Here is a 14,610-nt window from a genome sequence, read left to right on the forward strand (position 1 = left end):
TCCTGCGGCCACGGCTTACTCGGCGGCGCGGGGCACGTCGTCATTGCCGACGCGCGGCTGCTCAGCCCGTGCGCGTGGCGCCGGCTTGCCGAACACCCGCTCGCGCATCCAGCCGAACCGGCGCGAATAGACCTTCGGCGCGGCCAGCATCACCGGGGTCAGCACCAGCGTCAGCAGGGTGGCGAAGGACAGCCCCCACACCACCGCGGCCGAAAGCTGGACCCACCATTCCGAGCCGGGCGCCTTGTACTCGATGTGCCCGGTATGGAAGTTCGGGTGCACCTGGAACATCAGCGGCAGCAGGCCCACCACCGTGACCAGGGTGGTCAGCAGCACCGGCCGGAACCGCTGGGCGGCCGCGCGGATCGCCGCCTCGTCCGCCAGATAGCCCGCGTGCCGCAGGTGATAGAACGTATCCACCAGCACGATGTTGTGGCCCACCACCACGCCGAACAGGGCGACGACGCCGGTCCCCATCATGATCACCGACACATAGTCGAAGGTGTGGGCCAGGTTCACCTGCACCCCCAGCAGCACGCCGACCGTCGACAGGATCACCGCCGACAGGGTCACCAGCACCCCGTAGAAGCTGTTGAACTGCCAGAGCAGGATCACGAACATCATGAACAGCGAGGCGGCCATGGCGACCATGAAGAACTGCGCCGCCTCGGCGCCTTCCTCGTCCGCGCCCACGAACTTCCAGGTGACCGCCGGATCGATCGGCGCCTTCTCGAGCCAGGGCTTGAGCTGGGCGATCTTCTGGTTGGCGGCCACGCCGTCGATGGCGTTGGCCTGCACGATGACGATGCGCTGGCCGTCGCGGCGCATGATCTGGGTGACCTGCTGCGCCGGCACGCGCTTGATGAAGTAGCCGGCGGGCACCGGGCCGGTGGGCGTGGTGATCTTGAGCTGTTCCAGGGCCGCCACGTTGCGGGCGCTGGGCGGGAAGCGGACGCGGATGTCCAGCTCGTCCTCGGCGTCGTCCGGACGATAGCGGCCCATCAGGACGCCGCCGGTCAGGAACTGGATGGTCTGGCCCACCGACAGCACGTCGACGCCGTAGCGGCCGGCCGCCTCACGGTCGACCGCCAGATTCCATTCGATGCCGGGCGAGGTGCGGTTGTCCTCCAGCTCGATGAGCTGCGGGTCCTCGGCCAGCTTGGCCTTCACCATGTCGGCCACCCGGTTCAGGGCGGCCGGATCGTGGCTCTGCAGCTGGACCTGGATGTCCTTGCCGACCGGCGGGCCGTTCTGCGGGCCCCGCACCTCGATCTGCAGCCCGGGGATGTCCTTCACCCGGTCGCGGACGGCGTTCTCGATGTCCTTGCCCCTCAGGCCCAGGGCCAGCCGGTCCTCGTAGTCGAGGAAGTCCACGCGCACGCGGCCGATGGTGTCGTTGGGCGCCGAGTTCGGCCCGCCGCTGGTCGAGAAGCCGCCGGAGCGGACGTAGAACGACTCCACGCCCTTCATCCCGATCAGCCGCCTCTCGGCCTGGGCCACCAGGGCGTCCTGGGCCTCGGGCGAGAGGTTGCCGCGGGCCTTGACGAAGACCTGGGTGAACTCCGGATCGTCCTCGAAGAAGAACTCGGTCCGGTGCGGCGTCTTGGCGTACCAGAAGCCGATGGCGACCACGACCAGCAGGGCGGCCAGCAGCGAGCGGCTGGGGTGCGCGGCCAGGGTGGTGAGGGTGCGGGCGTACCAGCCCATGAAGCCCTTCATCTCGCGCGGATCGCCGTGCTCGGACTTCACGATCTCGGCCAGGTGCTCCTCGTCGATCGCCGCCTTGCGGGCGAAGATCGAGCCCAGCGCCGGCGTGAAGATGAGGGCCACGAAGATCGAGGCGCCCAGGACGAAGAACAGGGTCAGCGGCAGGAAGCTCATGAACTTCCCGGCGATCGAGTTCCAGAACATGAACGGCACGAAGGCGCAGAGCGTGGTCAGGGTGCCGTTGGCCACCGGCCAGAACATCCGCTTGCCGGCCGCGGCGAAGGCCTCCTCCTTGGGCAGGCCCTCGGCCATGCGGCGGTCGGCGTACTCCACCACCACGATACCGCCGTCCACGAGGATGCCCACGGCCAGCACCATGCCGAACATGACCATCATGTTCAGGGTCACGCCCATGCCGTTGATCATCAGGAAGGCCAGCAGGAAGCAGATTGGGATCGAGGCGCCCACCATCAGCCCCTGGCGGATCCCCAGGCTGGCCACGATGATCATCATGACCAGCAGGCTGGCCATCATCAGCCCGCTTTCCAGGACCACCAGCGTCCGGCCGATGAATTCGCTCTCGTCGTAGATGTAGTCGAGCTGGACCGTGGCCGGCCAGCGCTTGGCCTCGGTCTCGGTGACCTTCTTCACGGTCTCCACCGTGTCGAGGATGTTGGCGCCGCCGCGCTTGGACACTTCCAGGATGAAGGCGGGATGGCCGTTGAAGCGGCTGATCGAGCTGGCTTCCTTGAAGGTACGCCGCACCTCGCCGATGTCGCCCACCGTCACCAGGCGGTCGCCGTTCTTCTTGACCGGAAGGCTCAGGATGTCCTGCGGGTCCTCGACCACGCCCGGCACCTTGACCGCGAACTGGCCGCTGCCCGATCGCAGGCTGCCGGCGGGCACCAGCTGGTTGTTGCGCCCGATGACCTGGGCCAGTTCGCCCGTGGTGACGTTGTAGGCCTCCATCCGCAGCGGATCGATCTCGACCTCGAGCACCTCCTCGCGGCCGCCGCTCATGAAGACCTCGAGCACCCCCTCGGTCGCCTCCAGGCGCTCCTTCAGGCTGCGGGCCACCCGGTGCAGCTCGCGCTCGGGCGCCGCGCCCGAGATCACGATGCCGATGATCGGCTCGCCCGAGAAGTTGGCCTCCTGGATGATCGGCTCTTCCGCATCGGGCGGGAACTTGCCGCGCGCCAGGTCGACCTTGGCGCGGACGTCCTCCAGCGCCTTGTCTTTGTCGAAGTCGGCCTCGAACTCCAGGGTCACCACCGCCATCGACTGGCGGGCCACCCCGTTCATCGACTTGATGCCCTGGATGGTCTGCAGCTCCAGCTCGATCGGCTTGACCAGCAGCCGCTCGGCGTCCTCGGGCGAGACGCCGGGGTAGGGCACCACCACCGAGATGTAGGGCAGATCGATATCGGGTTCGGATTCCCGCGGCATCGACAGATATGCGAACAGGCCGAACAGGGCGGCGATAAGCGTCACCCCCAGCACGACCTTGCGCCGCTTGATGGCTCCGTCGATCAGCGGACCGATCATCAGCTTTCCCCTTGGCCGGCCGAGGTCCTAGCGGACCTGGGCGACCCGAACCTTCTGGCCGTCCGCCACGAACGACTGGCCGACGGTGATGACATTGACCGAGCCCTTCAGCCCGCTGATCCACATGCCGTCCGGCGTCTCGTCCAGGACGGTGACGGGGGAGAAGGCCACGCGGCCGTCGGCCAGGACATAGCGCACGCCCTGGCGGCCAGCCGCATCCAGCACCAGGGCGGATACGGGCACCAGGTGCGCCGCCCCGGCGCCCGCGGCGATTCGCAGGTCGGCCGACAGGCCCGAGCGGACCGCGTTGCCGGGGTTCGGCACGATCACTTCCAGGTGGTAGGTGCGCGTCTGCGGGTCGGCGTCGCGCGCCACATAGCGGACCCGGCCGTTCAGCGTCGTTCCGTCCACCAGCCGCGCGCGGGCGGGCGCGCCGCTCCGCAGCCGGGCGGCCTCGGTCTCGGGCGCGTCGCCCACGATCAGCAGCGGGTTGAGCTCGATCATCGTCCCGCAGGCCTGGCCGGGCGAGAGATAGGTGCCGATCTCGGCGTCGCGCCTGTCGAACACGCCGGAGAAGGGCGCGCGGATGTCCACCTGGCGCAGCGCGATCTCGGCGGCCCGGACCTGGGCCATGGCGGCGTCCAGGTTGGCCTGGGCCTCCAGCACCTGCGTCTCGGAGCGATAGCCCTTGGCGGCCAGCTCGGCCGCGGCCTTTCGCTGGAGCTGGCGCGATTTCAGCGCCGCACGCGCCTGGTCCAGGCTGGCCTGGCGGGCGTCGACGGACAGGCGGCACAGCACCTGGCCCTGTTTCACGAACGCGCCTTCAGCGGCGGGTGTGGCGGCGACGACGCCGGCGGTCTCGGAGCGGACGACGACGCTGCGGGCCGCTTCCGTGCGCCCGCGCATCACCACCTCCAGTTCGCGAACCGTCTCGGGGGTGAGCTTGGCCTGGACGCTCGGGATGGCGTTGGCCGGGGGCGCCTTGGCCTCGGCCTTCTCCGCGCCGCCCCCGAACAGGGAGCGTACGACGAAGAAGAGCACCACCACGGCCACCAGGACCATGATGAAGACATACTGTGGCTTCAAACGCATAAAGCTGTATCCCCGGTCTCAGCTGCGTGCGCGGTACGCCCAGTCACACACGATCGCCGACTTTGCGCGGCCTGCCGTGCTTGTGATGCCGCCGTTATGTCAGCGCAAATGAAATTGCGGTCACGAACGATGGCGGGTGTAATCTGACGCAGCGAGCCTAGATTGCAATGCACCTTGGAGTCGCGCGATGCGCGAGTCCCTTCATATAGCTTTACGACGTACGACGATGGGGCGCCAGTGGTGGCCCGAGCTGAGGACTGATCGACTGTGAGATACCTGCACACCATGGTCCGCGTGACCGACCTCGACGCTTCGCTGGACTTCTACTGTGACAAGCTCGGGCTTAAGGAAGTCTCCCGCGTGGAGAACGAGGCCGGGCGGTTCACCCTGGTTTTCCTGTGCGCCCCGGGCGACGAGGCGGCGGCCCGCGAGAACAAGGCCCCGACGGTGGAGCTCACCTACAACTGGGATCCGGAGGCCTACCAGGGCGGCCGCAACTTCGGGCACCTGGCCTATGCCGTCGACGACATCTACGCCGCCTGCCAGCGCCTGAAGGACGGCGGAGTGGTGATCAACCGGCCGCCACGGGACGGCCGCATGGCCTTCATCCGCTCGCCCGACAACATCTCGATCGAGCTGCTCCAGGCGGGCCCGGCCTTGCCGCCGGCCGAGCCCTGGGCCTCGATGCCGAACGTGGGCGCCTGGTAGCTACCCCAGCCAGCGCGCCAGGTTCGTGAAGTAGCGCAGGGTCTCGGGCAGGGCGGTGGGGTCGCGAATCATGCCGTCGCCCGGGGCTTCATCCACGAAGCTGGGGCAGCCGTCGCGCGGATCCAGGTTGTAATCGCAGTAGTGGTGGAACGTGCTCTGCGCCAGCGCCCGGCCGCCCTCCGGACCCGCCTCGAACGCGACGGCGATATTGAACGGCCGGCCGGTGGCCCGGCTCAGACCCCGCGCCACGACCTGGGCGGCGGGATCGTCGGCCGGCGCGCCGACCGCGCCTTCGTGCGGATGCGCCGGCAGGCGGCGAACGCCCTCGAACAGCGGATGGGCCGGCGCGAGGACCTCGACATCCTGGAAATCGCCGTTGGCGCCGGAGTGGTAGTTCGGCCAGTCGATGTTGGTGGTGTAGGGATCGTCGCGGCAGTTGCGGGTGTCGTCGGGGTCGGGGTTCTTCGAGTGGAAGTAGTGGGCCTTGCCCACCCCGCCCAGGGTGCAGACCGAGACGCCCAGGTCCATGTGGTCGCGCGTCACCATCAGCCCGCGGCCCGCCTTGCGGAACCGCCCGATGGCGGCGCATTCCTCGGCGTTGAGGCCGTCGCCTTCGTCCACGGCGAACAGCCACAGCTGGCTGAAGTCCGAGCGGTCCAGGCCGCCCAGCACCGGATCGGTCTGCCCGGGCGGCGCGGCCCGGTCGCGGGCCACGACCTCGGTGTCCGGCAGGCTCGCCAGGTGGTCGCGCAATCGGGCGAAGCGGCCGATGTGCCAGTTGTCCGGCTGGGTCTCGATGGTGGTTTGCAGAAGGATGCGGCGGGGCATGACCCCGAGGCTAGCATCGACGCGGCGGCGCGTCAGGGCTGCAGGCGCTCCTGGCCCGTCCAGATGCGCCAGCGCCAATAGGCGAGGCCGCCAATGGCCACGACCGCGGCGACCGCGGCGGCGATCGGGGCGGCGTGGGCGAACATCCCGTGCAGCAGCGCCATGACCGCCGGCCCGAACGCATAGCCCAGGGCCACGAAGACGCCGGCCCAGAGTCCCGCGGCGATGGCGTTCAGGATCGCGAACTTGCGCGTCGAGACGCTGGACACCCCGACCGCCACCGGCCCCGCGGCGCGCAGGCCGTAGATGAAGCGGAAACTCAGGATGAAGCCGGTCGGATAGCGCTCGATCAGCACCAGGGCCTTGTCGAACGCGGGCTTGGCCGCCGCCCGCTTCACCCAGCGCGTATGCCGGAAGCTGCGACCCAGGACGAACAGCAGGTAGTCCACGATCCCCGAGCCCAGCGCCGCGGCCAGCACCACCACCGCCGGCGAGAGGATCTGCTGGCGCGCCATCACCCCGCCGGCGATCACCGCCGTCTGTCCCTCCACCGCCGCGCCCAGCGCGATGGCGAACGGGCCCAGGGCGGCGAGATGTTGCGCAAGATCGGTCATGCCGCCGGGGGGAGAGGGGTGGACGCGTCGGATATGGGAACGCGCGAAAGCGCCGCCAGATGCGGCAGGGCGACGCGCCACGATTATCTTCGCGATGTCCGGAAGGCTTCGAAGTGGCTCCCCGAGCAGGACTCGAACCTGCGACAAGTCGGTTAACAGCCGACTGCTCTACCAGCTGAGCTATCGGGGATCACGTCGAGAGGGCGGGCGTATACTGCGACCCGATGGGTTGCGCAAGCCGCCAGACGGCTTGTCGCAGCAGAACCGCCCGCGCGAAAAAAGAGCCCGGCGCGGACGCCGGGCTGAAATCAGTTTCGGTGATGGTGGGGTGTCTTCAGAAGAAGACGAGGTCAAACTCCGCCGCTGTGGTTAAGGGCGCGTTAATCGCCGCCGGCCGCCGGAACCTTCCCTTAAGTCCAAGGCCAAGCTTGGTCGCGCCACGGCCAAGCGTTCGATTGTCGCGCGGGGCTGGACGAACGCGCCGGATCGGTCGATCACCTGACTTAAGTCTTTGAGAAGAGGGGCGGATGCGCATCCATTTCACCGGCATCGCGGGCGCGGGCATGGCCGCGGCGGCGCTGATGATGCGCGAGGCGGGGCACGTCATCACCGGATCCGACGAGGACGTCTTTCCGCCGATGTCCACCTATGTGGAGGGTCTGGGCTTCCCGGTGAGCTGGCGATTCGATTCGGCGAATCTGCCTGACGGCCTCGACCTGCTGGTCCTGGGCGCCAGCGCCAAGCTGGGCGGCGAATCGAACGTCGAGGTCCAGGCGGCCCGCCGCCGGGGCGTGCGCGTCACCACCTTCCCCGAACTGGTGGGCGAGGCGACGGCCCTGCGCCGCAACACCGTGGTCGCCGGCTCCTTCGGCAAGTCCACCTGCACGGCGCTTCTGGCCCACGTCCTGCGCGAGAGCGGCGTCGACGCCGGCTGGATGGTCGGCGCCATCTCGCCCTCGCTGCCCGACACCGGCCACTGGGGCGCGGCGCCCGAGGTGATTCTGGAGGGGGACGAGTACATCGTCGGCCCCACCGACCGGCGCTCCAAGTTCGTCCTCTACCACCCGCGCGACGTCCTCCTGACCTCGCTGATCCACGATCACGTCAACGTCTTCCCGACCTTCGACGACTATGTGAAGCCGTTCGAGGCGCTGCTGCGCCTGCTGCCGGGCGAGGGGTTGCTGGTCGCCCGCGAGCACCCGGCCATCCGCGCCATCGCCGGCGAGGCGGCCGCACGCACCATCTGGTACGACACCGCCCCCTGCGACGGCTGGTATCCGGAAGGTGTGACCTTCGGCGAGACCAGCGCCTTCGACCTCGTCGAACCGGGCGGCCGGCGCGTGAAGCTGACCACCACCCTCCTGGGCGAGCACAATGTCGAGAACATCGTCGGCGTCGGCGCCTATCTCCTGGAGCGCGGCCTGGTGGACGAAGCGCAGCTCGCCCGCGCCGTCGCCGGCTTCCAGGGCATCCGCCGCCGCCTGGACCGCCTGACCCGCCGCTCCGCCGTGCCGGTCATCGAGGGCTTCGGCTCATCGTACGAAAAGGCCCGCTCGGCCATCGAGGCCATGCTGCTGCACTATCCCCACCGGCCGCTGACGGTGGTGTTCGAGCCGCACACCTTCTCCTGGCGCAACCGCGACGCGCTGCCCTGGTACGACACCGTGTTCCAGGGCGTGTCCCGGGCGCTGATCGCCCCACCCCCGCACCACGGCGAGGCCAGCCACAGCCAGTCCGGCTTCGAGGAGATCCTGGCCCGGGTCGCGGCCGCCGGCGTGCCCGTGGAAGGCGTCGAGACCGCCGAGGCCGCCATCGCCGCCCTTGACCGCCTGTCCGGCGACGAGGTCGTGCTGCTGCTGTCGTCCGGCCCGCTGCTGGGCCTCGCCGACCGCCTGCCGGCCGTGTTCGACGAGCGCTACGGCGCCCGGGAAGCCGCCGCCTAGGGTTCCGGCTTCAGGGCGTAGATGTGCGCCTGCACGCGGTAGGTCCCCAGGTCCACGTCGATGGGGACCCGCTCGTATTCGTCCCCTTCGAAGGCGTCCAGCCGGTCCCAGTGGTCGGGCAGGTCCTCGGAGGTGAAGAGCTGCACCATCACCTCCGGGCCCATGGGGTCGGGGCGCAGGCCCGGATAGCCCGCCGCCGCGCCCCATCCGGAGTCCGCCAGCCATCCCCGCACCACGCCCGGCTGCCAGCCGCCGCCCAGGCCCGCCAGCTCGTGGTGGTTCGCCTGGCCCGGCGCCAGCGATCCGTACACGGCCAGGCGGTGGTCCCGGTTCACCTCAGCGGGACGCGTTGTGGTGCGCCGGGATCGGCTGGACGTACTCGCCGGCCTTGGCGGCCTTCTCGGCGGCGTTCAGCTCCTTGAACTGCTCGCGCTTGGGCCCGAGGTAGCCGAACAGATAGGCGGCCACCTTGCGCATCTGGATCTCCTCCGAGCCCTCGGTGATCCGATAGCGGCGGTGGTGGCGATAGATGTGCTCGAAGGGCTTGTGCCGCGAATAGCCCATGCCGCCGTGGATCTGCATGGCCCGGTCCGCCGCCTCGCACACCAGCCGGTTGCCCCAGTAGTTGCACATGGAGACCTTGTCCGAGATCGTCTTCTCGATCTCCTTGTGCTCCATCCGGTCCATTTGCCAGGCCGTCTTGCGGATCAGCAGCCGCAGCATCTCGCACTGGGTCTGCAGCTCCACCAACGGCCACTGGATCGCCTGGTTTTCGGCCAGGGCCTTGCCGAACGGCTTGCGCGTGCGGGCGTATTTCACGCTCTCGTCGATGCAGTACTGCGCCGCCCCCAGGCTGGAGGCCGCCTGGCGGATCCGATTCTGGTGCACGAAGCTCTGGCCCAGCCCCAGGCCGCGGTCGATCTGCCCCCAGTAGCTGTCCTCCGGCACCCAGACGTTGGTGAAGCTGACCCGCGGGTGGTCCGTGGGCATGTTGAAGGTCCACATATATTCCTCGACCTTCACCCCGGGGGTGTCGGCGGGCACGATGAAGCAGGTGATGCCTGTGGCATCTCCATCTTTCCCGGACGTTCTGGCGAAGACCATCACGTGGGTCGCCACGTGCATGCCCGTCGTCCACATCTTCTCGCCGTTGATCAGCCAGCCGGGCTGGCCGTCCTTGTCCTGGCGGACCGCCCGCGTTTCCATGAACGTCGCGTCCGAGCCGTGGTTGGGCTCGGTCAGGCCGAAGCCCGTGCGCATGCCGCCGTTCAAGAGCTTGTCGGCGTCGCGCTCGTACTGGGCGTTGGTGGCGAACTCCTTGAACATCAGGATGAAGGGGTTGTTGCCGACGATCGAGTGTTCGGTCTGCAGGTCGTTGAACAGGCCCAGGCCCTTGGCCGCCAGGTGTTCGCGGATCACCGCCATGGCCAGCTGGCTGCCGCCCTTGCCGCCCATCTCCGGCGGCCAGGCATAGCGCAGGTGTCCGGCCTCGTCGGCCAGCTTGCGCGCCTTGGCCAGCAGCTCCTCCCACTCCTTGCGGGGCAGGCCCTGGTTGTCCCAATCGGTGCGGGCATGCTCGCGCCGGTGGTCGAAGAACCGCTCGTTGTCGTCCTGGGCCTGCAGCGGCGCGATGACGTCCTCGATGAAGCGATCCAGTTCCGCCAGATAGTCCACGAGGTCCTGGGGCAGGTCGAAGTCCATGGCCGTTCTCCCAACGCGATTTCTTGGGCGGGCTTGACGTTGCGGGAGCGTTTACAATCGCCCCGATAGCCCGCCAGATCGCGCGCAGATTAGACCAACCGGAAGGTTCCGTCGGGTCATGGAAGTTGACGTTCGAGCGGGCCTTGAGAAGCTCGCCGCAAGGCTGGGAGGAGAGGGCGCCACCGTTACGGAGGCCGGGCGCCTCTCGGGCGGCGCCAGCATGGAAACCTGGGCCTTCGCCTTCGAGGGGCCGGGCGGGGCCGAGCGGCTGATCCTGCGCCGCCGCAGCGCGCCGTTCGACGAGGAGGCCGCCCGCTCAGTCAGCCTCGCCACCGAGGCCAAGCTGATCCAGGCCACCGGCGCGAACGGCGCCCGCGTGCCCCAGGTGCGCCACGTCTGCGACGAGGCCGACGGCCTGGGCGAGGCCTATGTCATGGTCCGCGTCGACGGCGAGACCCTGGGCAAGAAGATCGTCTCCGACCCGCGGTTCGACGCCGTGCGCCCGGGCCTCGCGCGTCAGTGCGGCGAGTCGCTGGTGGCCATCCACCGCACCCCGCCGCCGCCGGGCCTGAACCTGAAGACCGTGGACGGGACCGCCGAGCTCGACCGCTACGAGGAGGTCTATCGCGCCACGGGCGCCGAGCGGCCGATCCTGGAGCTGGCCTTCCAGTACCTGCGCAGGCACGTCCCCGCGCCGGTGGAGCCGGTGCTGCTGCACGGCGACTTCCGCAACGGGAACATCATGTTCGACCCGCAGGTCGGGGTGGCCGCCATCCTCGACTGGGAGCTGGCCCACATCGGCGACCCGGCCGAGGACATGGGCTGGATCTGCACCAACTCCTGGCGCTTCGGCCGCCCGGACCGTCCGGTGGGCGGTTTCGGCGAGTACGAGGACCTGCTGGCGGGCTACGCCTCGGCGGGCGGGCGGCGCATCGAGCTCAGCCGCGTCCGGTTCTGGCAGATGCTGGGCTCCCTGCGCTGGGGGATCATGTGCCTGACCATGTACCTCAGCTGGCGCGACGGGATCACCAGGTCGGTGGAACGCCCCATGATCGGCCGGCGCGTCTCGGAGACCGAGGCCGACCTCGTCGTCTTGCTGGAGGAAGGCCTGTGATCACCCACCCCCGCACCGACGAGCTCGCCGAGTCCGTCCGCCTCTGGATCGACGAGATCCGCCCGACGCTCGACCCCCGCAACGCCTTCCTGGCGCGCGTGGCCGCCAACGCCATGGCGACCATCGCCCGCGAGCTCACCCAGGGCCCCGCGGCGGAAGCCGCCGCCGTGGCCGGCATGACGGGCGTCCTGGGCCACGGCGGAACCTTCGCCGAGCTGAACAGCGAGCTCTGCGCCCGCATCCGCTCAGGCGAGCTCACCGTCGAAACTCCGGGCCTCCTCACCGCCCTGGCCGCCATCGCCCGCAACCAGGTCGCCATCGACCAGCCCACGTACAAGCCCGAAGGCGCCCCGGCGCCCTGAGTCCCCGCCCTCCACAGTTGTCACCCCGGTTTCGGCGCAGCCGAAGACCGGGACCCCGATCTGTTGAGCTTGCGAGTCCGCGGAGCGGCCCCGCATCGCGAAGCTACCGACCGCAACACATCGCGGTCCCGGTCTTCGCGCGCCGCCGCCCTAAAGCCCTCGCCTCCTAGAAGGCGGCGAACAGGGTCATGCCCACCGTGGCGGGCCGCTGCGGCGTGATCTGGCGCGCCTGCGGCGCGGTGAACGGGTTGCCGAACGAGAAGGTGTCGCGGAACGAGTCCAGGGGGTTGGTGACGAACACCTGCGCGCCCCGGCCGTCACGGCTGATCTCGCCCAGCACCCGTGTCTGCGTGAAGCCGCCCGTGCGGGGCAGGCGGGCGTCGAACGACACGCGTGACAGACCCACATAGATCGCCTGGCCGACCAGCCGCATCGTCCAGTCCCCGAATACCAGCCGCTCGTAGCTGATGAGGGCGCCCCCGGAAATCGGCGGCGCGCCGGGGAGGCTCTTGGCCAGGACGGGCGTGAACTCGAGGTTGGCCTTGGTTGTCCGCGTGCGCGACACGCGCCCGTTCAGCTGGGCGAGGAATCCGTTGTCCGTGCGGAACGCGACCTCGGCCTCCAGCCCAAGCACGTGCGCGTCGCCGGCGTTGGTCGTGTAGGGGATGCCCGACTCCTGGAACTGGTCGGTCTGGATGCCCTTCCAGACGTCGTAGTAGAGCGCCGAGCTCAGGGACAGCCGGTGATCGAAACGCTCCAGCTTCAGCCCGAGCTCGTAGTTGCGCAGCCGGTCGGACGAGAAGGTCTCTCGCGCCTCCGGCGGCGGTTGCGCCCCGCCGGTGTTGACGCCGCCGGGCCGGAAACCCTCGGACATCACGGCGTAGACGAGGTCACCGTTGTCGAACCGCCGCTGCAGCGAGATCTTCGGCGAGATGCCCGTGTAGTGGTTGCGGCTGTCCTGGCTGCGCGGATCGAAGCGTTCGGCCACCACGTCCGAGCGGATCCGCCGCTCGATGTCGTACAGGCGCCCGCCGAGCGCCAGCATCCAGCCGGGCGCGGGCTCGTACGAGATCTCGGCGTAGCCGGCGAGTTCGCGGATCGTCTCGCGACGTCGTTCGGAATAGACGGGCACGTTGGGCTGGTCAGGGTTCTGGGCCAGCAGCTCGCTGGGGGACCGCAGCCGCGCCTCCGAAGCGTAGAGTCCCGCCAGCCACTTCAGCTTCGAGGCGCCGCGGGACGTCAGCACGATGTCCTGCACCAGCATCCGGGTCCGCGTCCGCTCGGAATAGGCCAGGGTCTCGGCGTTGTCCGTGTAGGTCTCCAGCACGGGCGTGGCGTCGAACAGGCTGCCGTAGGAATGCCGGACGAAGCCGGTGGACGAGGTCAGCTCAGCGCCGCCCCACGAGTAGCGGGCCGTCCCCGTGACCAGCTCGATGTCGTTCTCGTGCGGCTCGGGGATCAGCACCGCCCGTTTCCGCCCGATCCCCCGGATCGTGTAGTGCGTATCCTCCGAGCGCAGCCGTTGGGCCGCGCCCGTTACCGTGATCGACAGGGCGTCCCGCGGCTGCGCCAGCACGGTCAGCCGGCCGCCCTGGCGCTCCGTCCGGTCGACGTTGCTGCGGTTCTGGACGATGTCGTCGAGATAGCCGCCCTGGACTTCGTTGTAGGCCGACAGGCGCAGGCCCGCCCTGTCCCCCGCGAGCGGGACGTTGACGTAGGCCTCGACGGCCCCGCTGGGCCCGCCGCCCGTGGTGGTCGCGCCGGTGACCCGCGCCTCCGCCGACCATTGGCCGAGGTCCGGCTTGCGGGTGACGATCCGGTAGACGCCGGACATCGCTCCGGCGCCGTACAGGGCGCCCTGCGGCCCTCGCGCCACTTCGACGCGCTCCACGTCGACCAGGCGGAGGTTGGGATCGGGCGCGTTGTAGTTCACGGGAAGGTCGTCGAGGTAGGTCGCCACCGTCGAACGCGCGCGGCCGGTGAAGACGCCATCCGCGAGGCCGCGCAGCAGCAGCTTGTTGCGTCCCGGGCCGAGGTTGGTGGTCAGGACGCCGGCCATCTGCGCGGCCGCGTCGCTGGGGTCGCTCGCGCCCGTCTCACGCAGCCGTTGCCGGTGGATCGCCGTGATGCCCACGGCCAGTTCCCGCGAATCGCGAACCCGCTTGGTGGCGGTCACCAGCAGCTCGCCCACGACGGCTGGCGGCCCTGGCGGCGGGGGGCGCGGCGCCTCGGCCTGGCGCGCCGGCGATATCTCCACGGCGCCCGCGGCGACCATTCTCCAGTCGCAGGCCGCCCCGGCGAGCAGGCGCGAAAGCGCTTCCTCCACCGTCATGGCGCCTGCCACGGGGCTGCGCGATACGCCCGGGCAGGCGGCCGCGCCGATCAGGGTGACATTCGCCTGTTGAGCCAGGTCGAGCAGCGCCTCGGGATAAGGTTGCGGCTGGATGCGGAAGCGCACGCGCGTAGCCGCGGCCGCGGCAGGGTCGCCGCCGCCCAACGCCATCGCGACGCACGCGATGGCGGCTCCCAAGTCCCGACGCCCGTGGATAATCTGCTCCGCCTCAGTCCGGATCGTCCGATAGGGATTCGGCCTCGCCTATTTTCGAAGCAGCGCCAACCCCCGCCCGGAAGGTACCGATCTTGCCGGGAGCATCAAGGACAGACGCGCGGCGGCCACGGCGTGGTCGTCCCGGCGCGATGACGCCGGTCGCCGGCCATAGGGCAGGCGGCGCGCCCTAAGCCGCGACCCGCATGTCGGCGCCTTCCAGGACGCGGATGATTTCGCTCTCGCGTTCGTTCCACAGGATGGCGACGTTGGCGGCGCGGCGGGCGTCCGCGCCCAGGGCGGCGAGGACCTGGGGCTCGCGCAGCGCGCGCTCGGAGAGGCGCAGCAGGGTGCGCTGGCCGCCCTGGTCCACCGACACGTCGTGGAAGCGCAGCACGGCGTCCACCACCGCGGCGGGCGGGGGCGGGGGCCGCTGCGGTGGTGGACGCCG

At 69.7% G+C, this 14,610-nt stretch carries 12 protein-coding genes and 1 tRNA gene; 4 read left to right on the top strand and 9 right to left on the bottom strand.

The features are described from left to right. Positions 1–15 precede the first annotated feature (15 nt). Both AX721_RS01520 and AX721_RS01525 read right to left on the bottom strand, forming a co-directional pair. Entirely contained in the window at positions 16–3,252 is a 3,237-nt protein-coding gene (locus AX721_RS01520) for an efflux RND transporter permease subunit (protein WP_068874160.1), read from the bottom strand. Positions 3,253–3,279: 27 nt separating this feature from the next. Continuing rightward, positions 3,280–4,344 (bottom strand): efflux RND transporter periplasmic adaptor subunit, encoded by a 1,065-nt coding sequence (locus AX721_RS01525; RefSeq protein WP_068874161.1) that lies wholly within the window; start codon positions 4,342–4,344, stop codon positions 3,280–3,282. A gap of 267 nt (positions 4,345–4,611) precedes the next feature. Here AX721_RS01525 and AX721_RS01530 point away from each other — a divergent pair, with 267 nt between their 5' ends. Then, a complete protein-coding gene (locus AX721_RS01530; RefSeq protein WP_068874162.1) occupies positions 4,612–5,052 on the top strand; it encodes a VOC family protein in 441 nt (146 codons plus the stop codon). Here AX721_RS01530 and AX721_RS01535 read toward each other — a convergent pair whose 3' ends face one another. The 3 genes from AX721_RS01535 to AX721_RS01545 all read right to left on the bottom strand — a co-directional run bounded on the left by AX721_RS01535 (position 5,053) and on the right by AX721_RS01545 (position 6,684). Further along, positions 5,053–5,880 carry a hypothetical protein gene (locus AX721_RS01535; protein ID WP_068874163.1) on the bottom strand — a complete coding sequence of 276 codons (828 nt, stop codon included), beginning with the start codon at positions 5,878–5,880 and terminating at the stop codon, positions 5,053–5,055. Between the two features lie 32 nt (positions 5,881–5,912). Next, positions 5,913–6,494, bottom strand: a complete 582-nt coding sequence (locus AX721_RS01540) for a DedA family protein (RefSeq protein ID WP_068874164.1) — start codon at positions 6,492–6,494, stop codon at positions 5,913–5,915. Positions 6,495–6,608: 114 nt separating this feature from the next. Further along, a tRNA-Asn gene (locus AX721_RS01545) sits at positions 6,609–6,684 on the bottom strand. Positions 6,685–7,021: 337 nt separating this feature from the next. On the opposite strand from AX721_RS01545, the gene AX721_RS01550 reads away from it, so the two are divergent. After that, positions 7,022–8,437 (top strand): Mur ligase family protein, encoded by a 1,416-nt coding sequence (locus AX721_RS01550; protein ID WP_068874165.1) that lies wholly within the window; start codon positions 7,022–7,024, stop codon positions 8,435–8,437. Here the strand turns inward: AX721_RS01550 and AX721_RS01555 are convergent. Both AX721_RS01555 and AX721_RS01560 read right to left on the bottom strand, forming a co-directional pair. Next, positions 8,434–8,772 (bottom strand): gamma-glutamylcyclotransferase, encoded by a 339-nt coding sequence (locus tag AX721_RS01555; RefSeq protein ID WP_068874166.1) that lies wholly within the window; start codon positions 8,770–8,772, stop codon positions 8,434–8,436. The two genes, AX721_RS01550 and AX721_RS01555, sit on opposite strands and share 4 nt — an antisense overlap. Before the next feature lies 1 nt (position 8,773). Then, on the bottom strand, positions 8,774–10,138 hold the full coding sequence (locus AX721_RS01560; protein ID WP_068874167.1) for an acyl-CoA dehydrogenase family protein: 1,365 nt from the start codon (positions 10,136–10,138) through the stop codon (positions 8,774–8,776). A gap of 118 nt (positions 10,139–10,256) precedes the next feature. Between AX721_RS01560 and AX721_RS01565 the strand changes: the two genes are divergently transcribed. Together AX721_RS01565 and AX721_RS01570 are read left to right on the top strand one after the other, a co-directional pair. Then, the gene (locus tag AX721_RS01565) at positions 10,257–11,252 is read left to right on the top strand and encodes a phosphotransferase family protein (protein ID WP_068874168.1); all 996 of its coding nucleotides are present in this window, start codon (positions 10,257–10,259) and stop codon (positions 11,250–11,252) included. Next, complete coding sequence (locus AX721_RS01570; RefSeq protein WP_068874169.1) at positions 11,249–11,614, top strand: DUF6285 domain-containing protein; 366 nt, start codon at positions 11,249–11,251, stop codon at positions 11,612–11,614. Before AX721_RS01565 ends, AX721_RS01570 begins: the two co-directional genes overlap by 4 nt. Positions 11,615–11,780: 166 nt before the next feature. Here the strand turns inward: AX721_RS01570 and AX721_RS01575 are convergent, their stop codons facing one another. Continuing rightward, positions 11,781–14,144, bottom strand: coding sequence for a TonB-dependent receptor (locus AX721_RS01575; protein WP_156466954.1), 2,364 nt, complete (start codon positions 14,142–14,144; stop codon positions 11,781–11,783). 205 nt (positions 14,145–14,349) lie between these two features. After that, positions 14,350–14,610, bottom strand: a 261-nt coding sequence (locus AX721_RS27745; protein WP_197422430.1) for a hypothetical protein, incomplete at its 5' end; no start/stop codon positions are given.

Origin of the sequence: Phenylobacterium sp. CCH9-H3, assembly GCF_001557235.1 — a bacterium.
In the GTDB taxonomy this organism is placed as follows: Bacteria; Pseudomonadota; Alphaproteobacteria; order Caulobacterales; family Caulobacteraceae; genus Phenylobacterium.

Excerpts from the sequence above, each read along its gene's own strand:
- AX721_RS01520 (WP_068874160.1), bottom strand. The coding sequence starts at position 3,252 with ATGATCGGTCCGCTGATCGACGGAGCCATCAAGCGGCGCAAGGTCGTG.
- AX721_RS01525 (WP_068874161.1), bottom strand. The coding sequence starts at position 4,344 with ATGCGTTTGAAGCCACAGTATGTCTTCATCATGGTCCTGGTGGCCGTG.
- AX721_RS01535 (WP_068874163.1), bottom strand. The coding sequence starts at position 5,880 with ATGCCCCGCCGCATCCTTCTGCAAACCACCATCGAGACCCAGCCGGAC.
- AX721_RS01540 (WP_068874164.1), bottom strand. The coding sequence starts at position 6,494 with ATGACCGATCTTGCGCAACATCTCGCCGCCCTGGGCCCGTTCGCCATC.
- AX721_RS01550 (WP_068874165.1), top strand. The coding sequence starts at position 7,022 with ATGCGCATCCATTTCACCGGCATCGCGGGCGCGGGCATGGCCGCGGCG.
- AX721_RS01560 (WP_068874167.1), bottom strand. The coding sequence starts at position 10,138 with ATGGACTTCGACCTGCCCCAGGACCTCGTGGACTATCTGGCGGAACTG.
- AX721_RS01565 (WP_068874168.1), top strand. The coding sequence starts at position 10,257 with ATGGAAGTTGACGTTCGAGCGGGCCTTGAGAAGCTCGCCGCAAGGCTG.